Genomic DNA, 17,475 nt, shown 5'->3' with positions numbered 1-17,475 from the left:
AGGTGATCCTTGAAGGTTTTCATATTCATCATTACAAAGAAGTTCCAAGTACTAATAAAGAAGCATTGGGTTTAATTGAGAAAGGGATATCAAATGAAACTGTCATTATTGCTGATAAACAAACAGAAGGTAGGGGACGCACTGGAAAAAGCTGGATTTCTCCAGAGGGTAATCTCTATGCGAGTTTGATAATTAACCAAGAAACGGATGTCAGCAAATTGACAGAATTGACTTTTGTGACTGCTCTTGCTGTTGGAAATACTTTATTATCGTTAAATTTCTTGAATAATCAAACCCACTGCGGTGTCATTCCAGTGCGTGACACTGGAATCCATACTTTTTCTTCTGGATCCCAGTGTCAAAGCACTGGGATGACAAGAGATCAATTCATAAACGATCTCAATCTTCAACATAAATGGCCAAATGACATTCTAATCGATGGCAAGAAAATAAGCGGAATATTGGTTGAAAAAAAATCCAATTCAAATTGGCTCATTATAGGAATTGGAATTAATGTCAATCATGCGCCACTTCCAGGCACAACGTGCATTAGCAATTACGGTGAATCTGTGTCTAACATGGATCTATTAAAGGAATTAATAATAAATTTTAATAAGCTAAGAAAGCAATGGCTATTTGATGGGTTTTATGCTATAAGAGAAATGTGGTTAAAAAAAGCATTCAAAATGAATGAGCAAATCAGTGTAAAGTTAGCTGACAAATTGTATGAAGGAATTTTTGCTGATATAGATAAAAGTGGTAAATTGGTGTTGCAGCAAAAGGATGGAAGCTTAATTTATTTTGATGCAGGTGAGTTATTTATTGGCAGTGCATTATGAATACATATGTAATTTTTGCTTACCTTATTAGTTTCATACTGATTGGTGGAAATTTGATTTTTACCGTTTCTTGCTATACTAAAAGTAAAAAAATTCTAGAAAGCCTGAAAGATAATAATGAAGAAGAAACATAAGCGATTACTTATAACTTCAGGAATTTTCTGCTTTTTAAGTTGTGCAGTTTTTTTTATTTTAACAACGCTCAAAGAAAATATCTCATTTTTCTATACAGTAAGTGAGGCAATAGTTTTACCAAATAATCAAAAGCCAATCCGTGTTGGTGGAATGATTGTTGAAAATAGCGTGATACGGAGCGAAAGCGAAGTAATTTTTCAGATGACAGATTTTAATAAGAGCGTTATGGTGAAATATCAGGGAATACTTCCACCAATGTTTTCAGAAAAAAGTGGTGTTGTTGTACAAGGTAAAATGTTTGATAATGGTACCTTTCTTGCAGATACGGTGTTTGCAAAACATGATGAGAACTATAAGCCGAAAGTCCTAAAATAGATTTCCTAATTCAGTTGTATTGAAATGGTATGTGAAAGAAAGCAACAGCCTGCTAGCAAGCTGTTACTTTCCTAACTACCACAATATATCAGAGTGAGTTGGTGCTTCCCATTCTACGTCATTATGGTCAATTATTGCTGCTTTTAATCCTTCAACTTCGCCCCTTAGGTGATCAAGTTCTTCTGCCCATGTTCTATAGTTTTGATTATTATCAATAAATCCATCCTGCTGAATTAACTTATTCAAATGAGATAAACCTTCGGCCAAGTGTTGGTTCATATCAATAAACTCTCCTCTAAGTTGTGCTATGTTCTCCATAATTGAGACACGCAAGCCCGAAACAAACTTCTCGTTTAAATCGCAGACTAACTTATCCATAACTTGATAGACGTAATGAATTGTTGCAATTTTATCTTCAATGTCCTCAAAGTTTGTGGGCTTAACTTCAACTTCTATATTGTCTATTTCTTTAAAGTTGAAATCGCTCATTTGGTTTATTGCTTCAAAGTTATTTTCGCTTTCTTGTTTACTATTATTCATGCTAACTCCTATAAAATTTTAAAATCAACTCAGCTACATTGAAATGGTATGTGAAAAGAGGTAACAGCCTGCTAGCAAGCTGCTACCTTTTTTATTAAAGCAATCCGTTCTCTTCGCCAGTAAATGCAGGAGCTCCTCCAATCTCTGGTATATCATCAAGTCTAGTCTGAAGATCTTTAAGTTTATCGTCTATCTCGCTTGTCTTTGCGCCTATGTTTTCTATAGTTAATGACAGTGGTGTTACTACGCCATTTGTAATCGCCTCACTTATATCGCCGTTATATTTATTAATACTTTTCATCAGACCATCATAAAAATTTTTAAGATTCTTAACGCTTATCGTGATTGCCGGTATAGCATTAATCTCTTCTTCTTTCATGACCTTGGTTATATCAATCCCATCCGGTTTGCTTTTAGTAGTAATCTTCTTTATTTCTGGTGTTACAAAATCTGGTTTATTAAACGCCGGCTTCTGAAGTTGTAATGTACTATTTAATTCAACTCCTTCACTAGAATATAATTTTGTACTTTTACTCATAATAGTTACCTCCTATAAAAAAACTACTTATCTTTATAAATCACTACTATACAAATAACAGTGAGTCATTATTAATGTCTACTATTGTGAAGTCTGGGGCCTGTCCAATTTCTGGCATATCATCCTTGATTTGCTTGAGCATCTCCTTGATTTCCTCGTTATGTTTATTCTGTTCTTCAAGTTTCTCTTTCAATGCATCAATAATAGCATTGGACTGATCTTTACTGCTAAGATCACCAATCACAGACATGACTTTCTCGTGAGGCAATTTGTGAATAATATCTTTCAGCTCTCCTGCACCTAAATTATCCAAAAGTTCTTTAAACTGCTCATTAGACATATTGCGAGCAAAAGCTTGAAGTTTGTCTGGGTTGTCAGCTAAAGACTTAATGATAATCTGAATCTTATTAGAATCAGTTAAATCTCGAGCTACTATTGCAAGTTTATCGTGGTCTAGTTTATTAATTAAATTATGTAACCTATCTCCTTCTAAAGTGTGTACTAGGGCTGGAAGTTGCTCAGACCACAATTCCTTGGAAAGAATGGTCAAATGGTGCTCATCTAAATCTTTTGCTAATTCTACAAGCTGATAATCGTCTATATTATTGATAAGTGCCTTGAACTGATCGACTTTTAAATGAGGTAAAATTTCTCTTACTTGCTCTGGATTTAATTCTCTCACTAGGGCTCCAAGCTGATCATCATTTAAAATAGGAATAATTATTTGTAATTTTTCTGGATTTAGTTCATAAGCAAGAATATGTAATTGGTGATTGGTTAAATGACTCACCAAAGTTTTCCATTGATTATCTGTTAAGTGCTTTACTAAGTTCTCTATTTGGACTTCACTAAGAGTATGGGTAAGAGTTTCTAACTGATCTTCTGTTAGTCCCCCAACAAAAATTTTAGCAAACACCTTTGATAGTATTATATTCTCTGGTATTTTAGATAATATATTTTTTACTGTTTCTTCACTGACGTCCAGCCCAATATATTGTAATGCCTGATTGTCAGGTGAATTAACAATATTTCCTTGATAATCTGAGAAATAATATTTATAAGTATCAGACAATTCTTCCTGTGTTACATAAATGTACTTAGATCTCTCAGATTTAATATCATTACGCAAAGTACCAGAACAACCTTCTTCGCAGTCTACAAAGTACGATTTCATTGATAGCTTGACTAACATATCATTACAATATACAAATGCACAACTGTTTTTTGTATAACATGGTTTATCTCTAGAAAAACTACCTTTCAAAGTATTTCCCTCTTCGTTCCTTATGCAATAAAAGGTATCTCCAAGGATGTTATTGCCGCATAATCTTATTGGTAATTCTATCGTTTCATCTTCTTTTCCCAGTTGCACAAGCTTAACTTTTTTAACCGATTGAAAAAGAGAAAATTCAGGCCAATAGACGTTGTTACCAAATCCTTTTGATAATTCCTCTCCGGGTACCATCTTAAAAACGCGTTTCTTGCTACTCATAAGTATTTCCTAATCAACTTAATTATAGCTATTCTAACATTTATTGATTAATTTATTGTTAAGTTAGTATATATCAGAATTATAATAACACACATTACTTGCATAAAGAAAAGTTATAGAAAGAGGGATTTTTTAGGAAACTAGTATAAAACACTCCTAGATTAAAATAAGCTGACTTTATGATACGCTAGAACCTATATTGGTGGAGGCAAGCGGGATCGAACCGCTGACCTTCTGCGTGCAAAACAGATGCTCTACCAGCTGAGCTATGCCCCCAATTCTTGCTTAAAGCATAAATCACTCACGCTGAAATGCAAGAAATATTTATTTGTGAGGCTATTGCTAAATAGTGCACAAATTCTGCATTTATGTATAATTCTCTATCTTTTTAGAGTTGTACGTCAGCTTTACCAAAATGAATCTTTGAATTAACAAGAAGTTTTCCTTCAAAAATTTTTAATTAAATTATCACTAATGCAGTACATTATGTAATTTATTTAACCACACATGAAAATTTTAGTTTGATTAAAACGGATAAAAACTATATTACTGTTTAGTGTAGCTGAAAAATAAAATGATCCCGTAGCTCAGCCGGTAGAGCAACTGACTTTTAATCAGTGGGTCACGCGTTCGAATCGCGTCGGGATCACTTAGAATCTTAAAAGCATGCTAAAAGAACAGGATAAAATATTCATAAACTTAAATGGTAAAGAAACACCACTACTTGAAGGTGCAAAAAAACGTGGTAGTTGGCAAAAAACAAAGGAATTACTGGATTTAGGATCAGAAAAAATCATTGATGAAGTAAAGAAATCTGGCTTGAGAGGTCGAGGGGGTGCAGGATTTTCTACTGGCCTTAAGTGGAGCTTTATGCCTAAAAATCCTTTAAAAGCGTATTTAGTAGTCAATGCAGATGAGTCAGAACCTGGTACGTGTAAAGATAGAGATATATTACGATATGAGCCACATAAGTTACTTGAGGGAATTCTTCTAGCTGGCAGAGCGATCAGCGCATCAGTTGCATATATTTATATCAGGGGTGAATTTTATAATGAATATTTAGTTCTAAAAAAGGCACTTGAGGAAGCCTATAAAGAAAACTTAATTGGAAAAAATGCCTGCAAATCAGGTTATGATCTTGATGTGTTTATCCATAGGGGTGCAGGAGCTTACATATGTGGGGAAGAAACAGCTCAACTCGAATCCATTGAAGGAAAAAAGGGCTTTCCTCGCATGAAACCTCCATTTCCTGCAGGTGTTGGACTTTTTGGTTGTCCAACTACAATAAACAATGTTGAAACTATAGCCATGGTTCCAGATATTCTAAATCGCGGAGGAGAGTGGTTTGCATCTCTTGGTAAACCAAATAATACTGGCACTAAGGTCTTTTGCATTTCAGGGCATGTAAATAATCCATGTAATGTTGAAGAAGAGCTCGGAATTTCACTGCGTGAATTAATTGAAAAATACGCAGGTGGAGTGAGAGGAGGTTGGGATAATTTACTTGCTGTAATACCTGGTGGGTCTTCAGTCCCACTAATTCCAAAATCTATATGTGATACTATTGAAATGGATTTTGATTCATTAAGGGCTGCACAATCAGGGCTTGGTACTGCTGCTGTAATAGTGATGGATAAATCAACTGACATAATAGCTGCAATAGAAAGATTATCACATTTCTATATGCATGAGTCCTGCGGACAATGTACACCATGCCGTGAAGGCACTGGATGGATGTGGAGGATTATGAGAAGAATGGTAGCAGGAAATATTAAACCTGGTGAAGTAGATAAGCTACTTGACCTTACAACTCAAATAGAAGGGCATACAATTTGTGCACTTGGCGATGCTGCAGCTTGGCCAGTTCAAGGATTAATCAGACATTTTCGTCATATAATTGAAGAGAGGATAGTAACTTAACTTATACTTTTAAATGATTTTACTACTTAGCAGCTAAAGTTAAAGAATATTGATTTCCTTCCCTTTTAGGTGCTAATTCTACTTTTGCAATATCTTCAGCGTCTCTAATTAGCCGTTCTAATTTTTTCAGTCCAACTTCAGTGTTTACAAGCTCTCTCCCTCTAAATCTCATTGTGACTTTAATTCTATGTCCATGCACAAGAAAATCCCTTGCTTGACGCAATTTTGTTTCGTAGTCGTGATCACCAATATTAGGACCCAGTTTAATTTCTTTTATAGTTAATGTTTTTTGTTTCTTTTTTGCTTCACTTGCCTTCTTTTTTATATCATACTTTTGTTTGCTATAGTCCAGAATTTTACATACTGGAGGAGTTGAATCAGGTGCGATTTCTACCAAGTCTAAATTAACACTTTGTGCAACTTCCAAAGCTTTTTCTATTGGAACAATTCCGACCATTTCACCACTATGATCAACTAAGCGTACCTCCTTAGCTGTGATGAGTTCATTAATTCTGTTTTTATTGTTCTTTTTGACTTGCAAATTTTAGCTCCATTAATTCAAATTAATAATCTTTAACAGCAATTCAGTAGCATTCTCCAAAGAAAAAGACTCCTGTTTTTCCGATCCTAAATTTCTCACTGACACAGTTTTATTTGTAACTTCATTTTTGCCTATGATCCATAATATAGGTACCTTACTTGAACTATGCAAACGTATCTTATAGCTAATTTTTTCATTGGTCAAATCAGTTTTGATTCTCACACCTTGTTCTTTTAAAACGTTGCTGATTTCTGTAGCATAACCGTCAGACTCATTTGTAATGGTCAGAATAGCAAGCTGTGTTGGAGCAAGCCAAACTGGAAATTTTCCTGCATAATTTTCTATTAAAATTCCAATAAAACGCTCAAAAGTTCCAAGAATTGCCCTATGTAACATGACAGGGTGATGCTTGTGCCCGTCTGTTCCTATATAAAAAGCTCCAAGCCGCTCCGGTAAAATAAAATCAACTTGCAACGTTCCACATTGCCAATTTCTACCTATTGCATCTTTCAAAATAAACTCTAACTTTGGACCATAAAATGCACCTTCACCAGGATTAAGTTCATAACTAAGCCCTGCTTCTTTAACTGCTTCAAGCAGTGCTCTTTCAGCTCTATCCCACACTTCATCATTACCTGATCTAGTATCTGGACGGTCTGAAAATTTCACAGAAATTTCATTGAACCCAAGTTCTGAATATACTTCTTTTAAAAGGTCACAAAACTTTACAGTTTCAGAATTCACTTGTTTTTCCATACAAAAAATATGTGCATCGTCTTGCGTAAAACCACGCACTCGCATCAGTCCATGCAATGAGCCTGAGCTTTCATTTCTATGGCATGTGCCAAACTCTGCCATACGTATCGGTAAATCACGATAGCTTCTGATGTGAGAATTAAAAATCTGCACATGACAAGGGCAATTCATGGGTTTTATTGCTAGCTTTTTACTTTCAGATTCATCAATAATGAACATATTTTCACGAAACTTATCCCAATGTCCCGATTTTTCCCACAGCTCTTTGCTTACTAAAATAGGGGTTTTCACCTCAAAGTAGCCATTGTTCATTAACTTTTTTCTGATGTAAGACTCAAGAACATTATATAAAGTATATCCCTGTTCATGCCAAAAAATCTGCCCAACAGCTTCCTCTTGAATGTGAAATAAGTCCATATCCTTAGCAATTTTGCGGTGGTCGCGTTTTTCTGCTTCCTCCAGACGTTTAAGATAAGTATTTAATTCATCCTTATTTCTCCACGCGGTGCCATATATTCTTTGCAACATTGGGCCCTTAGAATCGCCACGCCAGTATGCACCTGCTACTTTCATAAGTTTAAACGCTTTAACTCTGCCAGTTGATGGTGAGTGCGGACCACGACATAGGTCTACAAAGTTGCCTTGTTTATAAACAGTTAGGTTTTCGTTTTCTGGTATTGATGAGACAATATCAACCTTGTATCTTTCACCTATATCACTAAAGAAATCAATTGCCTGCTTACGAGTCCAAACTTCTCGGACGAATCTGTGGTTACTTTTTATAATTTCCTTCATTTTTTTTTCTATTGCAGCAAGATCGTCCGTGGTAAAGGTACGATCTGTAGCAAAATCATAGTAGAAACCATCTTGAATTGTTGGCCCGATAGTAATCTGAGTATTAGGAAAGAGCTCTTTTACTGCCTGCGCCATTATATGAGCAGCATCATGCCTTATTATATCTAAACCCGCTTCGTCACTCAGTTGTATTACCTCTATCTCTGTATCAGATTCAATTTCACGTGAGAGATCATACAACTCACCATTTACCTTAAAGGCAATTGCTTCTCTCAAAGCATCCGGTTGTAATATATCAAAGCCAGTGACTCTACCACTGTATTCTTTTACTTTTTGTTCGGCTAAAAAGGTAACTTTTATCATTCATTAGACCTTTTATCATCCCAGTGCTTGACACTGGGATCCATGTTTCTTTCTTTTCTACATTCCAGCGCCACGCGCTGGAATGACACCAAAAGGTGAGCTACTGATCTTTCAGTTAAATAACAGTTGTACAAGAGATCTATTACATACTTGCTGTAAGAAATTTTAATTGTTGACATACCTAGTTAATAATACGGCCTATTCTTTTTTAACCTGAGTGCAATTGCTTCTTCCCAAACTTCACCATTACGCAATAGCTTTTCTTTATTGTACATTAGCTCCTCTCTTGTTTCAGTAGCAAATTCAAAGTTAGGACCCTCCACAATTGCATCAACTGGACATGCTTCTTGACAAAGTCCGCAATATATGCATTTTGTCATGTCAATATCATAGCGTGTGGTGCGGCGACTACCGTCTTCTCTTTCCTCTGCTTCAATAACTATTGCTTGAGCAGGGCAGATAACTTCGCATAACTTACAAGCTATGCATCGTTCTTCACCATTTGGATACCTACGCAGCGCATGCTCACCACGAAACCTTAGACTTAAAGGGCCCTTCTCCATAGGATACCTCAAAGTAACCTTTGGTTTGAACATATATTTTAATGTAATAACAAACCCTTTAATTAACTCTACAGAAGACCAATACCAAGCTAATTTCTTGAGCATAATATTTAAAACTTGTGTCAGTCATTATAAATCATATTATCAGTTTTCAAAATAAATATTTTCATCTGGATGACTTTTGTAGTTTTTCTATACAATATATTTACTAATACTGCATTAATATGAATAAGTAATATAAGCAAAAATTTTTTAGATTAGGTATTTCGATTTCTTAAATTGCTAAGTAGTTTATATAAATAATGACAAACACAAATGAAACTATTTTTGCTTTGTCGACCGTATTTGGTAAGTCAGGAGTTGCAGTAATCAGAATTTCAGGCAACTACACCCTTAAAGCTTTAAATCATTTTCATATTAAGAAAAAAATCAAACCAAGATTTGCTACTTTAGTTGATCTATATGATGATTCCAATCAATTGATAGATAATGGAATAATCATCTATTTCCCTGCTCCAAACAGTTTCACTGGCGAGGATGTTATAGAGTTACAAGTGCATGGAAGCAAGGCCGTCATAAAAATCATCTTGGAGAAATTATCAAAAATTTTCGTTATGGCCAGGCCTGGAGAATTCTCACTTAGGGCTTTTCTAAATGGTAAATTTGACTTAACGCAAATAGAAGGAATTGCAGACTTAATTGATGCTGAAACGAAAATGCAAGCTAAACAAGCGATTAAGCAAATATCAGGAGAATTGGAGAGACTATACAGCAATTGGAGGCAAAGATTAATAACGATACAATCCAAAATCGAAGCATATATAGACTTTCCAGAGGACATTTGGGCAGAAAAAAGTGAATTGGAAAAAATTAATAATGAAGTGCAATCTCTCGTGCAGTTGATACAAGAGCATTTAAATGATAATAGACGGGGCGAAAGGTTGCGTGAGGGTTTACATATTGTAATAACTGGTGAACCAAATGTCGGTAAATCAACTCTGTTTAATTTCTTAGCCAAGCGTGATATTGCTATTGTTTCTGAATATGCAGGCACAACAAGAGATATACTTGAAGCTCATATTGACATTGGGGGATACCCAATCATTCTCTCTGATACTGCTGGAATTCGTGAGAGTTCAGATCCAATAGAATCAGAAGGTATAAGTCGAGCGAAAAAAAGGTCTTTTGAAGCTGATTTAAGAATAGAACTATTTCCTTTTGAACAGCGTCATAATATCAATTGCAACGTTGTAAATAGCGATACTATTTATGTATTGAGCAAAGCTGACGATGCAATTAATGACAGAAATATACTGATTGGCGGTGTAGATTTTCTACCTATTTCTATTTTAAAGGGAATAGGTACAAACAAGTTGATCTCTCTCATAAAAAAGAAGGCAGAGGAAAAATTTGGGCATGATAGAGACACTCCTGTGATTACTCGGCAAAGACATAGGAGTCACATGCAGAAAGCACTGGAACATTTACAACGTTTTAATATCGATAATCCAATTGAGTTGATATCTGAAGACTTGAGGCTTGCTGCATTTGAACTTGGTGCAGTGATTGGAATTATTAATGTTGAGGAAATATTGGATAGTGTGTTTAGTAGCTTTTGTGTAGGCAAGTAAGATTTTTATAGATTGCTTGAAATTAAATATTGTGGTAAAAAAGAGGTGGACGGATGGCCGAGCGGTTTAAGGCACCAGTCTTGAAAACTGACGTACGGAAACGTACCATGGGTTCGAATCCCATTCCGTCCGCACTTACTTCTCAGATTTAAAATGTTAGTTAATTTTTAGAGCTTATTTAGATGGTTCATAACGCTGGAAATCTTATCTAATCTAGCCACATCTTTTAAAAATACATCCCTTTGTAAATTGACCTTGTTAGCAAAGAAAGCTAATATCTATAAATAGATCACCATCTGAATATGGAAACCGATATAGTAATAATAGGTGCAGGGCCTATTGGAATATTCACTGCTTTTCAAGCGGGAATGCTTGATATGAGATGTCATGTAATAGATGTTTTGGATCAAGCAGGAGGACAATGCACAGCTCTTTACTCAGAAAAGCCAATATATGATATACCTGGTTATCCTGTAATTACTGCCCAAAAATTAATTGAGCAGTTAATGGAGCAAGCTTCACCGTTTGAGCCTGTTTACCATTTAAGTCAAAAAGTGGAAAAGATTTCAAATAACGAAGGTGAAAACTTTACTATCATAACGAACATAGGTACAGAGGTAAAATGCAAAGCCGTTATCATTGCTGCAGGTAACGGAATGTTTGAACCTAACCGTCCACCCTTAAGTGGTATATTAGAATATGAAAATAAATCTGTATTTTATAGTGTAAATAAAATTTCTGATTTTCAGGACAAAACTATAGTCATTGCAGGGGGGGGTGATTCTGCGGCTGATTGGACTGTAGAACTTTCTAAAGTTGCGAAGAAAATTTATGTGATACATAGGAGAAAGGAATTTCGCTGCACTCCTGAAACTAGAAATAAATTAGAATCACTTGAAAATGACGGAAAGATAGAACTGGTAGTGCCATATCAATTACACGAACTAGCAGGAGGTAATGGGCAGTTGAGAGCAGTGATAGTAAAAAACATTGCCTCTAAGGAAGAAAGAGAAATATCCGCTGATTTTTTGCTGCCATTTTTTGGATTATCAATGAATCTTGGTCCAATAAACAATTGGGGTATAGAGTTAGAACATGGCCGCATAATTGTCGACCCAGCTACACTTAGAACCAGTAGAGATAGAATATATGCAATCGGAGATATAGCTACTTATCCAGACAAACTAAAATTGATACTAAATGGTTTTGCTGAGAGCGCCATGGCTTGTTATCACATATACAAAGTAATTCACAATTCTCCAGTTAATTTTCAATATTCAACTTCAAAGGGAATTCATCGAAATTAAAGAGTAAAGAGATCCATGAACCTGCATGCAGTTATCTCAAGCATAAGGGAATACAAACGAAAAAGATTACTTTACAAATTTCCCCAACTCCCTTATCATATCAATAAGAGTATTTATCCTTGTTTTTAATCTCTGCAGATTTAACAACAAAATTCAGTAAAAAACTCAGGTATATATTGGCAGATTACATAAAATTATAGCGGCTGCATGTCTTTTTTATTTTTTCTACATTCAGCCAAAATGCGCTTTAAATAAGCGTTAGCACATTATTACAATGCCAATTTACATTATTATAGGGTCAAAACTCGTTACACGGGGATTCTTTTGCCTTTTTTCTTCATTTGGTGAATTTCTTAATACTTGTAACTAAAGCTTCAGGCCAGCACTTGATGCTGGAATCCAGAAATCTTTTGAGCACAAAAGTTATGCTAGGTTTTGTTGGTAAGAAACCAGTGTCAGCTACTCGGATGACACCAAAGGGGCACTTGGATAGAGGCTACTTGAATAACACCATCATAAGGTGAACCAGTGTCAAGCACTGGAATGACAAGGAAAGGGCTACTTGGATGACAAGAAAAAGGACGCTGATATGACACCAAAGAGGCTGACACCACCATAAAGTAAATTCCACTAACACTATAGGAGACTAACATGAACTTTTTAAAATTTATCGAACTATGCTTTCAAACGGTGATGCCGGGATGTGAGTATAACAATTATCAGTATATAAAAATCATAGCAGACAGGCTTGAAGCAGCAAGTGTTGGTGAAGTGAAGCGAATAATATTCAATATGCCTCCGCGCTCGATGAAGTCTATGTGCGTGAGTGTTGCATGGCCCGCATGGATACTTGGTAATCAGCCAACCGCAAGAATAATAGTTGCAAGCTATTCTCAGCGGCTTAGCGAAAAGCATTCGCTTGACACCAGGTGCGTGATGCAGTCTAGTTGGTATAGAGTGCTATTTCCAGAGGCAGAACTATGCAAAGACCAGAACACTAAATATAAATTTCAAACAGTGCAGAGAGGATGTAGGATTGCAACATCTGTTGGTGGAACACTGACTGGTGAAGGTGGAGATTTTATCGTCGTGGATGATCCACTGAGTTCCTCTCAAGCTTTGAGCGAGACGTTTAGAAAACGTGCCACAAACTGGTTCGATCAGACTCTAATAACCAGGCTTAATGACAGGAAAAAAGGAGTTATCGTTGTTGTAATGCACAGACTACATCAAGAGGATTTGACTGGGCATCTTCTCTCCAAGCCGAAAAATATATGGCATCATGTTTGTTTGCCAATGATTTCTGAAAATAAGGAAATTATCTATTCAATCAAAAGATCAATTCTCCCTTCTCCTGTTCCTATTATTCAAGTAACTACAAATGAGTGCAAAAGCTCAACAGGCGCTACATCTTCAAGGATTTTATACTTAAAAAAGGAAGGTCAGCTGCTATATCCCCTAGATGTAGGAGAAATTGAAATGATAAAGGCTGAACTTGGGAGTTACGCTTTTGCTGCTCAATATCAACAAAATCCTCTGCCGCTTTCAAGTGGTATAATTAAGCAAGAATGGTTGAAACGCTATAGAAATTTTCCTGACAATCTCTCACATATAACTCAGAGCTGGGATACTGCAGTTTCAACAAACGATTCTAGCGGCTTTAGTGTCTGCACCACCTGGACAAAGGTGAATAATAAGTTTTATTTACTCGATGTATACCGTGCGAAGCTTGAGTATCCAAAACTTAAAGAACAAGTTCTATCACTAGCTGCAAGGTGGAAGCCACACGCAATTTTAATCGAAGCAAAAACAAGCGGTCAACAATTGATTCAAGAGCTAAAGACAATACCTGTTATTGAGATAGTGCCGCATAACAGTAAAATCGCTCGATTCCACCAGATTGTTCCGATAATAGAATCCGGCAAGGTTTTTCTGCCGCATCAAGCAATATGGCTCAGCGATTTTGAGTATGAAATTTTAATGTTCCCAGAAACCCGCCACGACGATCAAGTAGACAGCACTGTGCAATACCTTCAGTGGATGAGAGATAGTAGCTTCAGGGTTGCAGCTATACGAACATTGTGATTCAAGAGGCAATAATTTGCTACCCACAATTTCGATTATAAGCTCATTTAAAATAAATATTGATTTCTTATTTTAATTATTTAAAAATTAAATAAATTATTTAAGATTAGGGTAAAAATTATGACAATAAATTATCAGCAGTGGCGGGAAATATTAAGTACGGTTAATAGTGATAATAAATTAGATAAAAGGAACGTAATTGAAAAAGTAAAAGAAGAGCTAAAGGCAAGCAATGAAGAGGTATTTAAACAGTGGGAAGAGAGTAATTTTTATGTAAATTATAAATTTGAAGTTGGAGATAATGAATTCACATTATTACATTTAACTGCTAAGTTAGGCTATACGAGCTTGACAAAGGCTTTAATAGTAACAAAAGGGATAGATGTTAATATAAAAGATAAAAATAAAAAGACACCTTTACATTTAGCTGCTGAAAATGGTTATAAATAGGTAGTAGATGCTCTGTTGGAAAAAGATGAAATCAGGATTAATGAACAAGAAGATAAGGAGGGATGGACTCCTTTACATTTAGCTCTTATAATTGGCCATGCAGACGTGGTAGAATCTCTCGTAAGAAACGGTGCGGATGTTAATATAAAAGATGACTATAGAGTGACACCTTCATCTTTGGCTATTCAAAGAGATTATGTATTTACTCCGCCAAAAAAACGTGAAGGCTCCTATGTTAATGTGAAAAATCATGCTAGAACTGCTTCTAGGAATTTAGCTAAAGAGGAAAAACAACGCACATCAGCAATTGTGAAAGGTTTTTTTGCCGGTAGTGCAACTGCATTATCAGGTGTTTTAATAGCGAAAGCACTTTCTGCAACTGGAATAGTTACAGCTGAGTCAAAACCCTCTACACCAATAGCAGTGGTTGCAGTTATAGCAACAGGACTAGCAGTTGGTGGTGCTACATATATGATGTTAAAGCCCAGTACTAAAGTTGATGGAGTAGCAGTCTTAATGGATGGGCGTCAAGAAGCTGCTAGCACTAGTAGGGTTACCTAGCGCGTATTCGACCTAGCTGCATAAACTACTGATCATAGAAAATGACATTACAGGGACACTGGAATAACGTAGGAGAGAGCGCTGACAACTTTCGTTTAGGCAAGATTATATCTTGAAAAAATTAAGCTTTAGTGCTACTAAATATTGTAACTTCTATGCTGAAACCTGACTATGAATATGGAAAAAATACGCAATGCTAAAATAAAATTACCAATATTTCTCGATTATCAATCTACTACTAAAGTAGATCCTCGTGTTTTGGAGGTGATGATACCTTATTTTGGTGAGTTTAGTAATGCACACTCTCGTAGTCATTCATTTGGTTGGACAGCTGAGGAAGCAGTAGAAAAAGCAAGGAAGCACATTGCTGATTTAGTGAATGCAGACAGCAAAGAAATCGTCTTTACCTCGGGTGCAACCGAATCAAATAACATGGCTATCAAAGGTGTTGCTCATTTTTATAAGAATAAGGGAAATCATATAATAACTGTCTGCACGGAGCATAAGTGCGTTTTAGATTCTTGTCGACATCTGGAAAATGAAGGCTTTAAAGTTACATATTTGTCCGTTAAGCAAAACGGAATTATAGATTTGTTGAAACTTGAGGAGGCAATCACTGATAAAACAATTCTGATTTCAGTGATGATGGCAAATAATGAGATCGGAGTAATGCAACCTGTCAAAGAAATTGGTGCAATGTGTAGAAAGCATAATATATTTTTTCATACAGACGCTGCTCAAAGCTTTGGAAAAGTTCCAATAGACGTAAATGAAATGAACATTGATCTTATGAGCCTTTCTAGCCATAAAATTTATGGACCTATGGGAATAGGTGCATTATATGTCCGTAGAAAAAATCCTCGTGTTAGGTTGACGCCACTAATTAGTGGTGGTGGACAGGAGAGAGGCATGCGCTCTGGAACAGTTCCTACTCCCCTTGCAGTTGGTTTTGGTGAAGCGGCACGTATCGCTAAAGAAGAAATGGAAATAGAAGCAAGCAAATTAGAAGAGTTGAGAGATATTTTGTACAACAAAATAAAAGAGGCATTTCCTGATGTTGTTTTAAATGGTGACTACGAAAATAGGATTCCAGGTAACCTTAACTTAAGTTTTCCTTATGTTGAGGGTGAGTCTCTTATCATGGCAATCAAGGATTTAGCAGTAAGCTCTGGTTCTGCATGCACATCTGCATCCCTTGAGCCTTCTTATGTTATAAGATCACTAAACAATGGCCACGATCTTGAGCATTCATCAATTAGATTTGGCCTTGGCCGATTTACAACTAAAGATGAAGTTCTATATGCAGCAGATCTTGTTACTAAAAATGTTGGACGGCTAAGAGAAATGAGCCCACTTTTGGAAATGGTACAAGAGGGAATAGATTTAAGCACCGTAAAATGGGATTCTCATTGAAGAATAAGACGTTAACCATTAGCAGAGTGATGGTTGTCTAAGCTCTTTCTATGGGTGAAATCGGAAACTTAGCTTTAAGTTCTTTGTAGATGCCACGGAACTAAGTAGCAATCCTATACATATTAAGCTCGCAGCAGTTGTGCTTCCGCCATAGGATAGAAATGGAAGTGGGTCACCTATTATAGGTAAAAGGCCTATTGTCATTCCAATGTTTATAAAGAAATGAGCACCAAAAAAGGCGAAAACCCCGATAGATATTAACTTAGAAAAATAATTTTTTGACCTGTAAGCGATAGAGAATATTATAGCGAGGAATGTGGTATAGAGTAAAATCAAAGTTATGCTGCCTAAAAAACCCCATTCCTCACTCAGTACCGCAAAAGCAAAATCTGTGCGTTTCTCTGGCAAAAATCCAAGTTGAGTTTGACTCCCATTAACAAATCCCTTACCAAATAAACCTCCTGAACCAATAGCTATTTGAGATTGCTGTGCATTATAACCTATTCCAAGTGGATCTACTGATGAATCCAAAAATGATAATATCCTTTGCTTGTGATAAGGGCGCAAAAAAGGCCAAATAGCTGGTATTGCGAAAATGCCAAGCGCTCCAAAAATTATTAAATGAGGTCTTTCCATTATTGCTGTGAATATAATTGATGCTCCTATAAACAATATTATTACAGCTGTTCCTAAATTAGGTTGCTTCAATACAAGGAATACAGGTAAGAAAATAATTATAAGTGGCTTAAATAAACTTTGAAATTTCATCATTTTATACACACTTTGTTTATTAAAATAACGAGCAAGTGCAAGTATTAAGCCCACTTTTACAAATTCTGATGGTTGTAAACTAATTGACCCAATTCTTATCCATCTCGTTGCACCCATTATATGCGAGCCAAAAAAATTTACTGCTAACAGCGCAATTACTGCTGCTATGTAAAAAAAATAAGCGTGCTTCAAATAAAAATCTAGCTCTATAAATGACATAGCTATAGCAAGCAAAAAGAAGAAAGAGAATATGACCAATTGGTGAATTGCAAATGGAGCCCACTTTCCTCCAGCAGAAGAATATTGCACAACAATGCCAACGCAAAACAGAGCTATTACGTTAATGACTAATAATAAGTGAATCTTCTTCAGCTTATCCACAGCAAAAACTTTACAGACT

Annotated in this window: 17 protein-coding genes and 3 tRNA genes; 12 read left to right on the top strand and 8 right to left on the bottom strand. The window is 35.8% G+C overall.

Going from position 1 to position 17,475, the window contains the following annotated elements:
* Window positions 1-2 precede the first annotated feature (2 nt).
* From ABWU65_RS04425 to ccmE, 3 genes are read left to right on the top strand one after another with little or no spacing between them, the layout of a single operon-like run.
* On the top strand, window positions 3-839 hold the full coding sequence (locus tag ABWU65_RS04425) for a biotin--[acetyl-CoA-carboxylase] ligase (protein WP_353280354.1): 837 nt from the start codon (window positions 3-5) through the stop codon (window positions 837-839).
* Entirely contained in the window at window positions 836-973 is a 138-nt protein-coding gene (locus ABWU65_RS04420) for a hypothetical protein (RefSeq protein WP_007302385.1), read from the top strand. The genes ABWU65_RS04425 and ABWU65_RS04420 overlap by 4 nt, the downstream gene beginning before the upstream one ends.
* Window positions 957-1,349: a cytochrome c maturation protein CcmE gene (gene ccmE, locus ABWU65_RS04415; RefSeq protein WP_012481969.1), complete on the top strand. Its 393-nt coding sequence runs from the start codon at window positions 957-959 to the stop codon at window positions 1,347-1,349. The genes ABWU65_RS04420 and ccmE overlap by 17 nt, the downstream gene beginning before the upstream one ends.
* 75 nt (window positions 1,350-1,424) lie before the next feature.
* Here the strand turns inward: ccmE and ABWU65_RS04410 are convergent, their stop codons facing one another.
* The 4 genes from ABWU65_RS04410 to ABWU65_RS04395 all read right to left on the bottom strand — a co-directional run bounded on the left by ABWU65_RS04410 (window position 1,425) and on the right by ABWU65_RS04395 (window position 4,195).
* Complete coding sequence (locus ABWU65_RS04410) at window positions 1,425-1,889, bottom strand: hypothetical protein (protein ID WP_007302387.1); 465 nt, start codon at window positions 1,887-1,889, stop codon at window positions 1,425-1,427.
* 94 nt (window positions 1,890-1,983) lie between these two features.
* A complete protein-coding gene (locus ABWU65_RS04405) occupies window positions 1,984-2,427 on the bottom strand; it encodes a hypothetical protein (protein ID WP_007302388.1) in 444 nt (147 codons plus the stop codon).
* 46 nt (window positions 2,428-2,473) lie between these two features.
* Complete coding sequence (locus ABWU65_RS04400; protein WP_353280352.1) at window positions 2,474-3,919, bottom strand: MgtE intracellular N domain protein; 1,446 nt, start codon at window positions 3,917-3,919, stop codon at window positions 2,474-2,476.
* A gap of 200 nt (window positions 3,920-4,119) precedes the next feature.
* Window positions 4,120-4,195: transfer RNA gene (locus tag ABWU65_RS04395), tRNA-Ala, on the bottom strand.
* A 300-nt stretch (window positions 4,196-4,495) separates the two neighbouring features.
* On the opposite strand from ABWU65_RS04395, the gene ABWU65_RS04390 reads away from it, so the two are divergent.
* Window positions 4,496-4,568 (top strand) — tRNA-Lys (locus ABWU65_RS04390).
* A gap of 17 nt (window positions 4,569-4,585) precedes the next feature.
* Window positions 4,586-5,839, top strand: a complete 1,254-nt coding sequence (nuoF, locus tag ABWU65_RS04385; RefSeq protein WP_007302390.1) for an NADH-quinone oxidoreductase subunit NuoF — start codon at window positions 4,586-4,588, stop codon at window positions 5,837-5,839.
* A 22-nt stretch (window positions 5,840-5,861) separates the two neighbouring features.
* Here the strand turns inward: nuoF and infC are convergent, their stop codons facing one another.
* The 3 genes from infC to nuoI form a co-directional block, all read right to left on the bottom strand.
* The gene (infC, locus tag ABWU65_RS04380; RefSeq protein ID WP_007302391.1) at window positions 5,862-6,380 is read right to left on the bottom strand and encodes a translation initiation factor IF-3; all 519 of its coding nucleotides are present in this window, start codon (window positions 6,378-6,380) and stop codon (window positions 5,862-5,864) included.
* 12 nt (window positions 6,381-6,392) lie between these two features.
* Complete coding sequence (thrS, locus tag ABWU65_RS04375; RefSeq protein ID WP_007302392.1) at window positions 6,393-8,294, bottom strand: threonine--tRNA ligase; 1,902 nt, start codon at window positions 8,292-8,294, stop codon at window positions 6,393-6,395.
* A 185-nt stretch (window positions 8,295-8,479) separates the two neighbouring features.
* Window positions 8,480-8,962 carry an NADH-quinone oxidoreductase subunit NuoI gene (gene nuoI, locus ABWU65_RS04370; protein WP_353280350.1) on the bottom strand — a complete coding sequence of 161 codons (483 nt, stop codon included), beginning with the start codon at window positions 8,960-8,962 and terminating at the stop codon, window positions 8,480-8,482.
* A gap of 197 nt (window positions 8,963-9,159) precedes the next feature.
* Between nuoI and mnmE the strand changes: the two genes are divergently transcribed.
* The 7 genes from mnmE (at window position 9,160) to ABWU65_RS04335 (ending at window position 16,304) form a co-directional block, all read left to right on the top strand.
* Window positions 9,160-10,488, top strand: coding sequence for a tRNA uridine-5-carboxymethylaminomethyl(34) synthesis GTPase MnmE (gene mnmE / locus ABWU65_RS04365; RefSeq protein WP_143689258.1), 1,329 nt, complete (start codon window positions 9,160-9,162; stop codon window positions 10,486-10,488).
* 47 nt (window positions 10,489-10,535) lie between these two features.
* A tRNA-Ser gene (locus ABWU65_RS04360) sits at window positions 10,536-10,620 on the top strand.
* A 170-nt stretch (window positions 10,621-10,790) separates the two neighbouring features.
* Window positions 10,791-11,795 (top strand): NAD(P)/FAD-dependent oxidoreductase, encoded by a 1,005-nt coding sequence (locus tag ABWU65_RS04355; protein ID WP_007302395.1) that lies wholly within the window; start codon window positions 10,791-10,793, stop codon window positions 11,793-11,795.
* Between the two features lie 651 nt (window positions 11,796-12,446).
* Complete coding sequence (gene terL, locus ABWU65_RS04350) at window positions 12,447-13,880, top strand: phage terminase large subunit (RefSeq protein WP_353280348.1); 1,434 nt, start codon at window positions 12,447-12,449, stop codon at window positions 13,878-13,880.
* A 120-nt stretch (window positions 13,881-14,000) separates the two neighbouring features.
* A complete protein-coding gene (locus tag ABWU65_RS04345) occupies window positions 14,001-14,330 on the top strand; it encodes an ankyrin repeat domain-containing protein (protein ID WP_353280347.1) in 330 nt (109 codons plus the stop codon).
* Window positions 14,331-14,342: 12 nt separating this feature from the next.
* Window positions 14,343-14,891, top strand: a complete 549-nt coding sequence (locus ABWU65_RS04340) for an ankyrin repeat domain-containing protein (protein WP_353280641.1) — start codon at window positions 14,343-14,345, stop codon at window positions 14,889-14,891.
* A gap of 171 nt (window positions 14,892-15,062) precedes the next feature.
* The gene (locus tag ABWU65_RS04335; RefSeq protein ID WP_007302400.1) at window positions 15,063-16,304 is read left to right on the top strand and encodes an IscS subfamily cysteine desulfurase; all 1,242 of its coding nucleotides are present in this window, start codon (window positions 15,063-15,065) and stop codon (window positions 16,302-16,304) included.
* Window positions 16,305-16,352: 48 nt separating this feature from the next.
* Here the strand turns inward: ABWU65_RS04335 and rodA are convergent, their stop codons facing one another.
* On the bottom strand, window positions 16,353-17,456 hold the full coding sequence (rodA, locus tag ABWU65_RS04330; RefSeq protein ID WP_007302401.1) for a rod shape-determining protein RodA: 1,104 nt from the start codon (window positions 17,454-17,456) through the stop codon (window positions 16,353-16,355).
* Window positions 17,457-17,475 lie beyond the last annotated feature (19 nt).

This window comes from Wolbachia endosymbiont (group B) of Silvanus unidentatus, from assembly GCF_964028615.1.
Taxonomy (GTDB): domain Bacteria; phylum Pseudomonadota; class Alphaproteobacteria; order Rickettsiales; family Anaplasmataceae; genus Wolbachia.
This window is presented reverse-complemented; position numbering and strand designations above follow the sequence as displayed.